The organism is Paracoccus liaowanqingii, from assembly GCF_004683865.2.
Taxonomy (GTDB): domain Bacteria; phylum Pseudomonadota; class Alphaproteobacteria; order Rhodobacterales; family Rhodobacteraceae; genus Paracoccus; species Paracoccus liaowanqingii.
The window spans coordinates 1,323,955-1,337,145 of the sequence record NZ_CP038439.1 but is presented as its reverse complement, the minus strand read 5'-3'; the positions used below and the strand labels follow the sequence as shown (position 1 = coordinate 1,337,145).

Sequence of the window (13,191 nt, the reverse complement as noted above, 5' to 3'; positions counted from 1 at the left end):
GATGGCCGGGGGGCTTCGCGCCCCCCGGCCCCCCCGCGGGATATTTTTCCCAAGATGAAAGGTCAGGTTGGGGCGATCTGGCCGGGCGTGTCGATGTCGCGCAGCAGACGTGGTGCGTCGATATGTTGGGCCGCTGGCAGGTCTCGGAGGAGACGGGCGGCGCCCTGATCTCCGGTCAGGGTTTGCAGGGCGGCCAGACGGGCCTGCGGAAAGCAGGCGGGGGGCAGCGAGGCGGTGCCGTCATGGCTGCAGGAGGGCAGATCGTCGGTGGCAGCGGTCAGGATGCGCGTCAGATGGGCGGCGGTCACGTCGGGCATGTCGCCCAAGGCGATGAGCAGGCGGTCGGGTTGGCCAGCCTCCCCAAGCCCCGCGCGCAGGCTGTCGGATTGCTGGCCGCCAACGGGGATCAGGACGATCCGGAACCCGTCGAGCAGCGGCACCAGCGCGGGATTGGCGATGACGGCGATGCGGTGGTCCAAGGGGGTGCCGCGCAGGGCACAGGCGGCATGGGTGACCAGCGGTCGGCCCCCGAGCGGCGCCAGCAGCTTGTCCTGCGGGCCGAAGCGGCGCGAGGCGCCGGCGGCCAGCAGGAGCCCTGTGCGGATCACGCGGTCAGCGCCTCGTAGGCCGCCAGGATCTCGGTCAGGGTCGAGGCGGCGATCAGGCGCGGATCGCGGGCGGGCGAGACGACACCGATCGGGCCGCGCAGGCGGGACAGCGTCTGCGCATCCACACCCTGCTGCGCCAAGGCCGCATGGCGGGCGGCGCGGGCGCGCTGCGAGCCGAGCGCGCCGATATAGAAGGCCGGCGATTGCAGGGCGCGGGTCAGGGCGGGCAGTTCCCGGTCATGGTCGTGAAAGAGGGTGACCACAGCGCTGTAGGCGTCGGGGCGTGCCTCCTGTCCCAGGATCGGCATGTCCAGCGCGGCGACTAAGGCGGTGAGGGCCTGCGCCTCGTCCCCCTCTCCGTGGATCTGGAAGGCGGGCGGGGGCGGCAGCGTCAGGGCGAAATCGGCGGCATCGGGCGCCTCGGCCCGGCAGGGATGGCCGGTCTGCAGGTTCACGCACCACTGGCCCGAGCGGCGGCGGATGCGGTCGTCCCAGATGGCGCCCAGCCAGTCGGGATCGGGGCGGTGGATCAGCGCGATGTCGACGCTGCCGCCGCAGGGCAGCGGCAGGTCGACCGGGCCGCCCACGCCATAGGTCAGCCGCGTCACCGGGCCCGGCCGATCCAGATGCGCGGCGATGTCGCCGTCGATGCAGCCCGCGCCCAGCCTGCCCACGCGCTGGCCGTCAGGCCAGAGCGCCATCATCGCGCCGGGACGCCGGGGAAAGCCTCCTTGCGTGCCGGTCAGCAGCGCCAGTGCCCCGCCGGGGCGGCGCAGCAGGGACTTGACCGGGCAGGTGCCCGTGGCGGCGATGGGGGTAGAGATCGACATGGGGGCATTCCGGGAACAAGGGCCGTTGCGCCTGTAACGCCCCTGCCCCGGATTTGGATGCAGGAAATCTGGGCTCTCGTTGAGGTTGTTTCCGGGCGTTCGCAGGAAGGCGGCACGGGGACCCAAGGCGCCGCCGCTGCCCGGCCATCCCGAGGGCGGCCGGACGGGGTCGGCGCCCCCTCCGCGATACCCCTCTTCCGGTGCGTCGCGGCGGGGGGCTGCCGGGATCAGGCGTCGGGCATCTCGATCTGGATCTTGACGTCGGTCTCGCGGCCCTCGGCGGCGCGGTCGAAGGCGGCGATGCTGTCGGCGAAGGGCATCGTCAGCGAGATCAGCTGCTTCAGATCCACCTTGCCCGCCCCGATCAGCGCGATGGCGCGGTCATAGACATTGGCATAGCGGAAGACCGTCTCGACCCGCAGCTCGCGCGCCTGCAGGCCCACGATGTCGACGGGCACCGGATCGACCGGCATGCCCACCAGCACGATCGTGCCGCCCGGCCGGGCCAGCTGCGGCAGGCCCAGCACCGCAGGCGCCGCGCCCGAGCATTCGAAGACCACGTCCGCGCCCCATCCGGCCGTGGCGTCGGCGATGGCCTCGGCCGGGGGGGTCTGGCGGATGTTGATCGTCTCGATGCCGGGATAGGCGGCGATGATGTCCAGCTTGGGCTGGGCCAGATCGGCCACATAGACCTTGGCGCAGCCCCCGGCCAGCGCGGCCAGCGCGGTCATCATGCCGATGGGACCGGCGCCGGTGACCATGCCGATGTCGCCCGGCTGGATGCGGGCGCGCAGCGCGGCCTGCATGCCGATGGCGAAGGGCTCGACCATCGCGCCCTCGGCGAAGGAGACGGTGTCGGGCAGAAGGTAGGTATAGGCCGCCGGATGGACCACATGCGGCGTCAGGCAGCCATGGACCGGCGGGGTCGCCCAGAAGCGCACGGCGGGATCGACGTTGTAGATCCCCATCTTGGCCGCGCGCGAGGTCGGGTCGGGAATGCCCGGCTCCATGCAGACGCGGTCGCCGGGCTTCAGATGGCGGACCTGCGCGCCGACCTCGGTCACCACGCCCGAGGCCTCATGGCCCAGCACCATCGGCTCGTTGACGACGAAGGGGCCGATCTTGCCGTGGGTATAGTAGTGCACGTCCGATCCGCAGACCCCGACCGTGCGGATGGCGATGCGCACATCGTCCGGCCCCAGATCCGTGTCCAGCGCGATCTCGCGCAGCGACAGCTGGCCCTTGCGTTCCAGCACCAGTGATTTCGCCATGATGATCCCCTCCCCTGTGGGTCGTGACAGTTCGGTGCCAGCAGGACCGCCGGGGCCGCCGCCTGTCAATGTCGCCGGGCGGAAATTCGCCACGGAGTTCGTGCAAGGGGAAAAAAGCGACCGGCCTTGCGGGCGGGTCATCCTGCACGGGCGGGCCTGCAGGGGTCAGCCCGCCAGATAGTCCTGATAGAGCGCGTTCATCCGGGCGGTGCGCGGCCCGGGACGGCCATCCCCGATGGGCCGCCCGTCGATGGTCGCCACCGGGGTGATCCCGCCAAGCGTCCCGGTGACGAAGGCCTCGTCGGCGGAATAGACCTGCGCCAGGGTGAAGGGCGCCTCGCGCACCGTCAGCCCCGCCTGCCGCCACAGCCGGATGGCGGCCTTGCGGGTGATGCCGTTGAAGCAGGTCAGCCCGTCCGAGGTCCACAGCTCGTCGCCCCGGAAGATGAAGAAGTTGGTCGAGTTGCACGAGGCGACGAAGCCCCGGTCGTCCAGCATCAGCGCCTCGTCCGCGCCCATGTTGATCGCCTGCAGCAGCGCCTGGATGAAGTTCAGCCGCGAATGCGAGTTCAGGCGCAGGTCGAACACGTCCGGCGTGGAACAGCGGATGGTCAAGGTCATCAGCGTCATCCCGGTCTCCTTCAGCGCCGGGTTCGGCTGCTTCCATTCGGCCACGATGACGATGGTGGCGCCGCCGGTGATGAAGCGCGGGTCCTGGTTCGGCGTCGATTTCACCCCGCGCGAGATCATGATGCGGATATGCACGCCGTCCTGCATGTCGTTGTGGCGCAAGCATTTCCAGATCTCGTCGACCAGCCCGGCCTTGGTGAAGCCGATGTCCAGCTGGATCGCCGTCGCGCCCTCATAGAGGCGGTCGATATGGTCATCGATGGCCAGAAGGCGCCCGTCGATCAGGCGGATGCCCTCCCAGATGCCGTCGCCCAGCACGAAGCCCGCATCGAAGATCGACACCTTCGCCTGATCGCGGGGGAAGAACTCGCCGTTCACATAGATCTGCACCCCCTCGTTGCGGAGATCCTTCACATAGCTTTGCGACGAGGAACTGCTGAGCGGGGTCATGATGCGGCCTTCCCTCGGGATGTGGTGCGGGTCAGATGTCGAAGCTGACGCCCTGCGCCAGGGGCAGCTCGCGCGAGTAGTTGATCGTGTTGGTGGCGCGGCGCATGTAGCCCTTCCACGCGTCCGAGCCGCTTTCGCGCCCGCCGCCGGTCTCCTTCTCGCCGCCGAAGGCCCCGCCGATCTCGGCGCCCGAGGTGCCGATGTTCACGTTGGCGATGCCGCAATCGGACCCCGCCGCGGACAGGAACGTCTCGGCCTCGCGCAGGTCGGTGGTGAAGATCGAGGACGAGAGGCCCGCGCCGACCGCATTGTGCTGGTCGATCGCGTCGTCCAGATCGCCGTAGCGCATCACGTAGAGGATCGGCGCGAAGGTCTCCTCCAGCACCGGGCCGGTCTGGGCGGGCATCTCGACCAGCGCGGGGCGGACGTAGAAGGCGGCCTCGGGGCCAGCCTCGGGGACGCGGGTGCCGCCATGGACGGTGCCGCCCGCGGCCGTTGCGGCCTGAAGCGCCGCCTGCATGGCGTCATGGGCCGCGCGGTCGACCAGCGGGCCGACCAGCGCGGGCGTCGTCAGCGGGTTGCCCACCGTGACCGAGGCGTAGGCCTTGACCAGCCCCGGCACCAGCTGGTCATAGACGCTGTCATGGACGAACAGCCGCCGCATCGTCGTGCAGCGCTGGCCCGCCGTGCCCATCGCGCCGAAGGCGATGGCGCGCAGCGCCATGTCCAGATCGGCCGAGGGGCAGACGATCCCCGCATTGTTGCCGCCCAGCTCCAGGATCGTGCGCCCGAAGCGCGCCGCCACCTTGGGCCCCACCTGCCGCCCCATCCGGGTCGAGCCGGTGGCCGAGACCAACGCGACGCGCGGATCCTCGACCAGCGCCTCGCCCGTCTCGCGGCCGCCGACGATCACCTGGCTCAGCGCCTCGGGCGCGTCGCCGAAGCGGGCCAGGGCGCGGTCCAGGATCGCCTGGCAGGCCAGCGCGGTCAGCGGGGTCTTTTCCGACGGTTTCCAGACGACCGGATTGCCGCAGACCAGCGCCAGCGCGGTGTTCCACGACCAGACCGCGACCGGGAAGTTGAAGGCCGAGATGACGCCCACGACGCCAAGCGGGTGCCAGGTCTCCATCATGCGGTGGCCGGGACGCTCGGTGGCGATGGTCAGGCCGTACAGCTGGCGCGACAGGCCCACGGCGAAATCGCAGATGTCGATCATCTCCTGCACCTCGCCCGCGCCCTCGGACGGGCTCTTGCCCGCCTCGATCGAGACGAGGCGGCCCAGATCGTCCTTGGAGGCGCGCAATTCCTCGCCCAGCAGGCGGACCAGTTCGCCCCGGCGCGGCGCGGGGACAGTGCGCCAGGCGCGGAAGGCGGTGGCCGCCCGGTCGATGGCGGCGGTGACATCCGCCGGACCCTGCTGGGTCAGCTGCGCGATGCGTTCCCCGGTGACCGGCGAGAAGCTGTCCAGCGTGCCGCCGGAATACAGCGCGGATCCGACGCCGAGGCGGTCCAGAACGTCGCGGGTCACGGTGGCGATGCTGTCGGTCATGGGTGGGGGTCCTTGTCGGTCGTGCGAGGGCGCGAGGCCCGTTCAGGTCTGTGGATGTCGGCGTGCCGCAGGGGCGCGGGTTCGGGTTCGGGGGTCTTCTTACAGTATCGCCCCCGCCTTGGAACGGGCTCTTTGGGACTGAGGTGATGCGTGGCCGGAATGGCGCGGGCGGGGCGCGCGCCTTGGGTCAGCGCCGTGCATCGACCAGATGCACCATCTGTGCGCCGATCTCGAACCCCGCGGCGCGCAGGCGCCCGAAGGCGGCGGGCTGGGGCTGGCAGGGGCGCAGCGGCAGGTGTGCCTCGGGGATCTCGCCCGACAGATAGCCCGCCAGCACCTGCCCGAAGGCCGTGCCCGGCGCGATCCCGCGCCCGTTATAGCCGCAGAAGCTGTAGATCCCCTCGTCCAGGCGGTGAAAGCGGGGCAGGTTGTCGCCGGTCATCCCGATCTGGCCGAACCAGCCCGTCTGGAACTTGACCGCCCCGATCTGGGGAAAGATCCGCCGCAGCGCGCGCCGCGCCCAGGCCCTGTGGACCAGATCGCCGCTGTTGCGCAGCGCGCCGACCGAGCCGAAGACCATCCGGTTCTGCCGGTCCAGCCGGAACGAGGTCAGCACCTCCTGCGTGTCCCATCCGCCCTGCCGCCCGGGCAGGATGGTCCGGGCGACATCGTCGGGCAGGGGTTCGGTCGCCAGGTTGAAATAGGGCAGGAAGACCTGCTGCGTGCGAATCTCGGGCGCCAGGTGCCGAGTATAGGCGTCGGTCGCCATGACCACCCGCCGCGCGGTGACCGATCCCGCCGGGGTGGTCACGCGCCAGAGCGCGCCCTGGCGCTGCAGCCCCGTGGCGGGCGAGCCGGTGAAGATCCGCGCCCCCTGCCCCAGGGCGGCCCGCGCCAGCCCCCGCGCATAGGCCAGGGGCTGGATCGTCCCCGCGCGCCGGTCCAGCAGCGCGCCGGCATAGACTTTGCTGCCGATCATCTCGGCGGCCGCGTCCGGGGGCAGCAGCTCGACCGGGGCACCAAGGCGCTGCCACTGGCGCGCACGTTCCGACACCTCGGCCCAGCCCGAGGGGCCGACCGCCGTGTGCAGCGTGCCCGTGGGCGTCGCCTCGCAGTCGATGCCGTGGCGGCGCACGATGTCCCAGACCCGCGCCGGACCCTCTGCCAGCAGCGCGATCAGGCGGCCCCCCTGATCGGCGCCCAAGGTCGCCACCAGCTGGTCGGGCATGACCCACATGCCCGCATTGACCAGCCCCACGTTGCGCCCGGCGCCGCCGAAGCCGATCTCGACCGCCTCGAGGACGACCGCGTCGATGCCGCGCTCGGCCAGATGCAGCGCGGTGGAGAGGCCGGTATAGCCCGCGCCGACGATCGCCACCTCGGCGGTGGTCTCGCCCTCCAGCACGCCGGTCCGGGGGGCGGCGGGGGCGGTGCGTTCCCACAAACCGTGGCTGCAGGGATCGTCGCGCATCTGTCGGGCCCTTCGTGGCAAGGCGGTGCCGTTACCGCCGCCTTCCCGGCTTTTGTCCACCGGCGGCAGGGGGTAAGGATAGCACCAGTTTTTCATGACATCTGCCCGTCCGGGAATGACCATGGCCACCCCTCGCAGGTTCCTGCCCTCGCTGCCGCTGCTGGCGGCCTTCGAAGCCGCCGCCCGGACCGGGTCGATCACGCAGGCCGCGCAGGAGCTGTCGCTGACCCAATCCGCCGTGTCCCGCCAGATCCGCGCGCTGGAGGGGCAGCTGGGCGTCACCCTGTTCGTGCGCCAGAAACAGACCATCGCCCTGACCCTGGGCGGCCAGGGCTATGCGCGCGAGGTGCGCGACGCGCTGCAGCGCATCTCGGCCGCGTCGATGAACCTGCGCGCCAGCCCGGCGGGCGCGCTGACCCTGGGCGTGCCGCCGGGTTTCGGCGCGCGCTGGCTGATCCCGCGCCTGCCGCGCTTTGCCGCGCAGTTCCCCGACATCACGCTGAACATCCTCAGTCGCGCGGCGCGCTTCGATTTCCGCGACGGCATCGTGGATGCGACCGTGCGCTTCGGCATCCCGACCCGCAGCGAGGAGCCCGCGGTGATGCTGCAGGCCGAGACGGTGCTGCCGCTCTGCGCGCCCGAGCTGCGGGACCGGCATGCGCCGCGCCGGCCCGCCGATCTGCGCCAGATGCCGCTGCTGCACCTGACCCCGCGCCCCGATGCCTGGGAACGCTGGCTGCGCGAATACGACGTGGACGACAGCGGCATCCACGGCATGCTGTTCGATCAGTTCTCGCTGCTGGGGGCGGCCGCCGTGGCGGGCCTGGGGGTGGCACTGCTGCCCGAGGGCCTGTTCCAGGCCGAGCTGGCCGAGGGGCGGCTGGTCGAGGCCCTGCCCCTGCCCTATCGCGGGACCGAGGCCTACTACCTGTCCTGGCCGCGCGACCGCGACGATTTCCCGCCGCTGCAGCACCTGCGCCGCTGGCTGGTCGAGGAGACCGCCGCCGCCCCGCCCGAGGCGCCCGCCTGACCCGCCCGGCCGAGCATCGCGCAAACGGACACGGGGCGCCGCAGATCTGCGACGCCCCGTGTCTTCAGACTGAAAACCGCCCGGACCCCATCCTGCGCGGCAGGGTGCGGGGCGGACGGTCCGGCAAGATCCTTACTTGATCTTGCCTTCCTTGTATTCGACATGCTGACGGACGACCGGGTCGTACTTGCGCACGGCCATCTTCTCGGTCATCGTGCGGGCATTCTTCTTGGTCACATAGAAGTGGCCGGTCCCGGCGGTCGAGTTCAGCCGGATCTTGATGGTGGTCGGCTTCGCCATGATAATCGCTCCTGCTTCGGGGCAATCGCGCGCCGCACACCCCGTGGAATTCCTGATGAAGACGCCTTTTAGCCTCAGGCGCGGGGGTGTCAACCGCCAAACCGACCCGATATCGGGAAAGTGCGGGGTTTTCGGGGCCTATGGAGGGCAAAGACCGGCCTTCAGTCCTCGGTGGCGTAGCCGGTCGGGATGCGGCGACCTTGGCCCGGCGGCAGGTCGGCCTCGGCGATCAGGTCCTCGGCCATCGAGTCGGCATTCGGTCCGGCCTTCAGGATGTGCTGCCAGACCTCCCGGATCGCGGGAAGGATGCGGGGCTCTGTCACCGCGCGGGCCGTGTGCAACCAGATCGCCAGCCCGTCGCTGCTGTCATAGTGCCGCTCCTTGCGCAGGGCGGCGATCCTGACCTGCGCCGCCGAGACGAAGCGCGCGACGTCCTTCCTGGGCCATTTCGCGATGTCGTGCAGATCCTGACCGTCCGCCAGATAGGACGCCGCCCAGAACTGCGCGGCGGCGGCGTGGCTTTCGACGAAATGCGGCTTGGTGGTGGCCAGCCGGTCGGCCAGCGCCTGCGCCTCGTCGACAAGGCCCGAGGTGGCCTTTTCCTGCTTCCATTGGGCAAACACCGCAGCGTCCTTTTCAAATGTCGGGGCCGGGATGGCGGTCACCCGCCCGGGGCAGTGTGCCATCCGGCGCCGAAGATGTCCTCAGCGACGGCGCATGAAGCGGCGGATCATCTTGAAGATGGCGAAATACTTGAAGATACGGAACATGGGCTTCTCCTGCTGTGTCGGTCTTGCTGTGTGTGGGGGGCCAACGCGACGCGAACGGCTTGGGTTCAATCCGGCGGACAGGGCCATCGGGCGGCCTGTGGCATCCGGGGCACGGCGCGAAGTTTCCCCTGCAAATCCCGGTTTGCAAGGGAACGTTCTGCGCTGCGGCATGTTGGGTGGCCGTAACCAGTTGCAGACGTCAGTTCAGCCTTCATGAGTAGGCCCCGCCGGAAGGCGGGGCTTTTAACTTGTCTGCGATCCGGCAACAGGTGTCGCCGGTGGCACGCATCCCATCCCGAGATCGCAGATCCGCGCTTGCCGTCGGCCCGACAAGATGGCCCTTTCCCGACATCCACGTCCCTTGCCGTCCAAGTGCCTGTGCCTTCACGCAAATCAGGCCCCCGCACTTTCGCGTTTTTGCACATCATCTGTGCGAGGATGGGCATACCAATCCCGCATATCCGGCGCTAGATGAGCATCCGCTTATGTATGGAGTTAACGGTTATGTTTGTTTCGACCCGCCAGGATGCCTTCCTTCCGACCCTGTCGTCCACCGACTGGATGATGATCATGAACGCGCTGAACGCGTATGGCCACAACGCCGAATATCGCGATCTTCTGCAACGGCTTGACCGGCAGATGACCAACAAGGCCCCGTGGAAGCCGGCGGGTCAGATCACCCTCAAGGCCCGGACGCGATAGGCCCGGACGCCCTGCGGCCCCGGCGTCGTCAGGGCCCCATATGTCTGCGCGCGGCGATGGCGCGCAGCCGCGACCGCAGGATCGGCCCGCAGGGGAAAGGCCCTGCGGCCTGAGCCCTGATCACGCCGCCGACGGCCCGACCCGGGCCCCCTCCCGCGCAGGAATCGACATTTCCTCGCCGAGCCGGGGAAGAGATCGCGCCTCGGTGGCGTCTATACCTTCAAGATGACCCGAACACGCGACCCGATCCTCGATCTGCTGACGCCCCTGCGGCGCTATGCCTACGCCCTGACCCGCAACCGGGCCGAGGCGGACGACTTGGTGCAGGACGCCCTGCTGCGGGGCCATGAGCAGCGCCGCCAGCTGGGCGCCGGCAAGGCGCCCGGGCCGTGGCTGCGGGCGATCCTGCGCAACCGCTTCCTGGACCGCCGCCGCCACGAGGTCGCGCAGGCGCGGCGCGAGGCGCAGTTCGCCGAGACGACCCCGCAGGTGATCGACGCCCCGCAGGACAGCGCATTGCGCCTGTCGCAGCTGCGCCGTGCCTTCCTGGACCTGCCGCAGGATCAGCGCGAAGCGCTGGAACTGGTCGCGGTCGAGGGGCTGTCCTATGGCGATGCCGGGGCGACGCTCGGCGTGCCTGCGGGCACGGTCATGTCGCGGGTCTCGCGCGCCCGGGCCCGGCTGCGCGCCTTCGAGGACGGAGTGCCCGCAGAGGTGCCCGAACCGCGTCCCGCGCTGAAACTGGTGGCCCGCTCTGACCCTGGGGGAAGACCATGATGCAGACCGAGAGCCCGGCGATCACCGAACCCGATCTGGACGCCTATGTCGACAACCAGCTGAGCGAGGCGCAGCGATCCGAGGTCGAGGCCCATCTGGCCCGCCACCCCGACCTGGCCTCGCGCGTCATGCGCGATCTGGCCCTGCGCCGCGATCTGCGCCGCGCGCTGGCGCCCCCGCCCCTGCCCCGGCCCCTGCTGGGCGCCGCGCGGCGTCTGGCCGTGGCGCGACGGCGCGACGCGCAGCTGCGCCGGATGCTGCGCGTGGTGCCCGCGCTGATGCTGGTGGGGCTGGGCTGGCTGGCCCATGCCGGACTGGGGCCGCTGTCCGTGACCGAGGGCACGGCCGCCACCCCGACCCCGGTCACGGCGGCGCTGTCGGCTCATCAGGTCAGCCTGCTGCGTCTGGACATGGTGTCCCAGCCCGAGGTGTCGGATCTGGACTCGGTCGAGATGCGCGCCGCTACCGGCATCCTGCTGCCGCATTACGATGCGGCCTGGACGGTGCGCGACACGCAGGTCTTCCCCTCGCCCCAAGGACCGGGGATCGAGATCCTGTTCGACACGCCCGACCTGGGCCGGGTCAGCCATTTCGCGGTGCGCGCGGGCGGCTTCGACGTCACCCTGCCGCGCCTGCACGCGACGCCCGACCACGACATCGCCTGGTTCCAGATCGGCGAGACCGCCCATGTGCTGGTGGCCTCGGGCGATCATGGCCAGCCGCTGCTGGACGCCGCGACCCGCCTTCTGGACACGCTCTACTGACATGCGGAGACCCTGATGCCATCCCCCATTCCCCAGACCGGCCGCAGCGCCGGATTTGCCCCGGCGGCCGTCCTGGACGACGGCCTGCGCGCGCATCTGCTGCGCATCTACACCTATATGGGACTGGGCCTGCTGGTCACCGGCCTGGTGGCGGTGACCGTCGCCTCGGTCCCGGCGATCTACGTGCCGATCTTTTCCACGCCGCTCAGGTGGGTGGTGATGCTGGCGCCGCTGGCCTTCGTGATGTTCCTGTCCTTCCGGATCGAGACCGTGTCGGGCCCCACCGCGCAGGTGCTGTTCTGGGCCTTCTGCGCGGTCATGGGCCTGTCGCTGGCCTCGATCTTCCTGGTCTTCACCGGGGTGTCGATCGCGCGGGCGTTCTTCGGCGCCGCGGCGATGTTCGCGGGGATGAGCCTCTACGGCTATACCACCAAGCGCGACCTGTCGAAGTTCGGCAGCTTCCTGATCATGGGCCTGATCGGGGTAATCCTCGCCAGCATCCTCAACATCTTCCTGGGCTCCAGCGCGCTGCAGTTCGCGGTGTCGATCATCGGCATCCTGGTCTTCGTCGGCCTGACGGCATGGGACACGCAGTCGATCAAGCTGGCCTATGCCGAGCATCACGATGCCGAGACGCGCCAGAAACTGGCGGTCATGGGCGCGTTGTCGCTGTATCTGAACTTCATCAACATCTTCCAGCTTCTGCTGAGCCTGACCGGCCAGCGCGAAGAATAAGAGACCCTAAGGAGACCACGACCATGGATCACAACGATCGCCAGACCATCGAGGGCCTGTTCGGCAAGCTGGGCCAGGCGGCCCAGGCCCAGCCCCATCGCGACCCCGAGGCCGAGGCGCTGATCGCCGATCTGATGGCCCGCAACCCGGGCGCGGCCTACTACCTGTCGCAGACCGTGATCATGCAGGAGCAGGCGCTGAACGCCGCCGAGGCGCAGATGCAGCAGGCGCAGCGCGCCCCCGAGCCGCAGGGCGGCCTGTTCGGGCGCCTCTTCGGCGGCAGCCAGCCGCAGCCGCAGCCCCGCCCGGTGGCCCCGCGCCCGGTGCAGCCGCAGGCCCATGGCCAGCAGCAGCCCGCGCAGGGCGGCGGCGGTCCCTGGAACAGCGGTCGCCCCTCGGGCGGCGGCGGCTTCATGGCGGGGGCCGCGCAGACCGCGATGGGCGTCGCGGGCGGCGTGCTGCTGGGCAATGCCATCGGCGGCATGTTCGCGGGCCCGGCCGAGGCGGGCGAGATGGAACAGGAGCCTGCGATGGAGGACGAGGCCGGCTATGACGACGGCGGCTTTGACGATGGCGGCTTCGAGGAATAAACTGATCAAGGCGCCCCGGACAGCCGGGGCGCCGCCCACCTTCCCCTCTCTCTGCACGGGTCCTCTGGACCGAAGGGCCTGAATGATTTCCGACCAACTCGATGCGCCCACCCGGCGCCCGACGCTCAGCGAGGTCCTGAGCGCGCTGGCCGCCAGCTGGGACCAGCCGCGCATCTCGGTGGCGCAGCTGATGACCGCCCTGGGCGACCGGGGGCTGATCGGGCTGCTGCTGATCCTGGCCTTCGCCAATGTCATCCCCAACCCGCCGGGCACCTCGGCGGTGCTGGGCCTGCCGATGCTGTACCTGTCGTGGCAGCTGATGCGCGGGGGCATGCCCTGGCTGCCCCGCTTCCTGGCCGCCCGGTCCTTCGACATCGGCCATTTCCGGACCGTGGTGTCGCGCGCGATGCCCTACCTGAACCGCGTCGAGCGCCTGCTGCGCCCGCGCCTGCCCGCGTTCAGCGGCCCCTTGGCCAAGAAGCTGCTGGGCGGGATCTGCCTGATCCTGTCCATCGTGCTGGTCCTGCCCATCCCCTTCGGCAACCTGCTGCCCGCCGCCGCCATCGCGATCATCGCCCTGGGCGCGCTGGAGCGGGACGGCATCTGGATCGCCGGGGGCGTCCTGTTCGGCATCGTCTCGACCGTGTTCATGGCCGGGGCGATCGTGGTCGTCACCCGGGCGCTGCTGCGGCTGATCGGGATGGGCCTGTGACA

16 protein-coding genes are annotated in these 13,191 nt (G+C 70.2%); 7 read left to right on the top strand and 9 right to left on the bottom strand.

Going from position 1 to position 13,191, the window contains the following annotated elements; translation table 11 throughout:
- Positions 1 to 62: 62 nt before the first annotated feature.
- The 6 genes from E4191_RS06375 to E4191_RS06350 all read right to left on the bottom strand — a co-directional run bounded on the left by E4191_RS06375 (position 63) and on the right by E4191_RS06350 (position 6,809).
- Positions 63 to 608: a nucleotidyltransferase family protein gene (locus E4191_RS06375; protein WP_135312664.1), complete on the bottom strand. Its 546-nt coding sequence runs from the start codon at positions 606 to 608 to the stop codon at positions 63 to 65.
- Positions 605 to 1,438, bottom strand: coding sequence for an XdhC family protein (locus E4191_RS06370; RefSeq protein ID WP_135312663.1), 834 nt, complete (start codon positions 1,436 to 1,438; stop codon positions 605 to 607). The genes E4191_RS06375 and E4191_RS06370 overlap by 4 nt, the downstream gene beginning before the upstream one ends.
- Positions 1,439 to 1,665: 227 nt before the next feature.
- A complete protein-coding gene (locus tag E4191_RS06365) occupies positions 1,666 to 2,709 on the bottom strand; it encodes an NAD(P)-dependent alcohol dehydrogenase (RefSeq protein ID WP_135312662.1) in 1,044 nt (347 codons plus the stop codon).
- A gap of 165 nt (positions 2,710 to 2,874) precedes the next feature.
- Complete coding sequence (locus tag E4191_RS06360) at positions 2,875 to 3,789, bottom strand: aminotransferase class IV (RefSeq protein WP_135312661.1); 915 nt, start codon at positions 3,787 to 3,789, stop codon at positions 2,875 to 2,877.
- Positions 3,790 to 3,820: 31 nt separating this feature from the next.
- The gene (gene amaB / locus E4191_RS06355) at positions 3,821 to 5,338 is read right to left on the bottom strand and encodes an L-piperidine-6-carboxylate dehydrogenase (protein ID WP_135312660.1); all 1,518 of its coding nucleotides are present in this window, start codon (positions 5,336 to 5,338) and stop codon (positions 3,821 to 3,823) included.
- A 187-nt stretch (positions 5,339 to 5,525) separates the two neighbouring features.
- The gene (locus E4191_RS06350; RefSeq protein ID WP_135312659.1) at positions 5,526 to 6,809 is read right to left on the bottom strand and encodes an NAD(P)/FAD-dependent oxidoreductase; all 1,284 of its coding nucleotides are present in this window, start codon (positions 6,807 to 6,809) and stop codon (positions 5,526 to 5,528) included.
- A 121-nt stretch (positions 6,810 to 6,930) separates the two neighbouring features.
- On the opposite strand from E4191_RS06350, the gene E4191_RS06345 reads away from it, so the two are divergent.
- A complete protein-coding gene (locus E4191_RS06345) occupies positions 6,931 to 7,839 on the top strand; it encodes a LysR substrate-binding domain-containing protein (RefSeq protein ID WP_135312658.1) in 909 nt (302 codons plus the stop codon).
- 132 nt (positions 7,840 to 7,971) lie between these two features.
- On the opposite strand, the gene rpmG is transcribed toward E4191_RS06345, so the two are convergent.
- The 3 genes from rpmG to E4191_RS23685 form a co-directional block, all read right to left on the bottom strand.
- Entirely contained in the window at positions 7,972 to 8,139 is a 168-nt protein-coding gene (rpmG, locus tag E4191_RS06340; RefSeq protein ID WP_135312657.1) for a 50S ribosomal protein L33, read from the bottom strand.
- 161 nt (positions 8,140 to 8,300) lie between these two features.
- Positions 8,301 to 8,762, bottom strand: coding sequence for a hypothetical protein (locus E4191_RS06335; RefSeq protein ID WP_135312656.1), 462 nt, complete (start codon positions 8,760 to 8,762; stop codon positions 8,301 to 8,303).
- 81 nt (positions 8,763 to 8,843) lie between these two features.
- Entirely contained in the window at positions 8,844 to 8,996 is a 153-nt protein-coding gene (locus E4191_RS23685) for a hypothetical protein (protein ID WP_176562645.1), read from the bottom strand.
- 417 nt (positions 8,997 to 9,413) lie between these two features.
- On the opposite strand from E4191_RS23685, the gene E4191_RS06330 reads away from it, so the two are divergent.
- The 6 genes from E4191_RS06330 (at position 9,414) to E4191_RS06305 (ending at position 13,189) form a co-directional block, all read left to right on the top strand.
- A complete protein-coding gene (locus tag E4191_RS06330) occupies positions 9,414 to 9,611 on the top strand; it encodes a hypothetical protein (RefSeq protein WP_139615465.1) in 198 nt (65 codons plus the stop codon).
- 225 nt (positions 9,612 to 9,836) lie between these two features.
- The gene (locus tag E4191_RS06325) at positions 9,837 to 10,388 is read left to right on the top strand and encodes a sigma-70 family RNA polymerase sigma factor (RefSeq protein WP_135312655.1); all 552 of its coding nucleotides are present in this window, start codon (positions 9,837 to 9,839) and stop codon (positions 10,386 to 10,388) included.
- A complete protein-coding gene (locus E4191_RS06320) occupies positions 10,385 to 11,152 on the top strand; it encodes an anti-sigma factor family protein (protein WP_135312654.1) in 768 nt (255 codons plus the stop codon). Before E4191_RS06325 ends, E4191_RS06320 begins: the two co-directional genes overlap by 4 nt.
- Before the next feature lie 15 nt (positions 11,153 to 11,167).
- Complete coding sequence (locus E4191_RS06315) at positions 11,168 to 11,887, top strand: Bax inhibitor-1/YccA family protein (RefSeq protein WP_135312653.1); 720 nt, start codon at positions 11,168 to 11,170, stop codon at positions 11,885 to 11,887.
- Between the two features lie 23 nt (positions 11,888 to 11,910).
- Positions 11,911 to 12,477, top strand: coding sequence for a DUF2076 domain-containing protein (locus E4191_RS06310; protein ID WP_135312652.1), 567 nt, complete (start codon positions 11,911 to 11,913; stop codon positions 12,475 to 12,477).
- An 82-nt stretch (positions 12,478 to 12,559) separates the two neighbouring features.
- Positions 12,560 to 13,189 carry an exopolysaccharide biosynthesis protein gene (locus E4191_RS06305; protein WP_135312651.1) on the top strand — a complete coding sequence of 210 codons (630 nt, stop codon included), beginning with the start codon at positions 12,560 to 12,562 and terminating at the stop codon, positions 13,187 to 13,189.
- Positions 13,190 to 13,191: the final 2 nt, after the last annotated feature.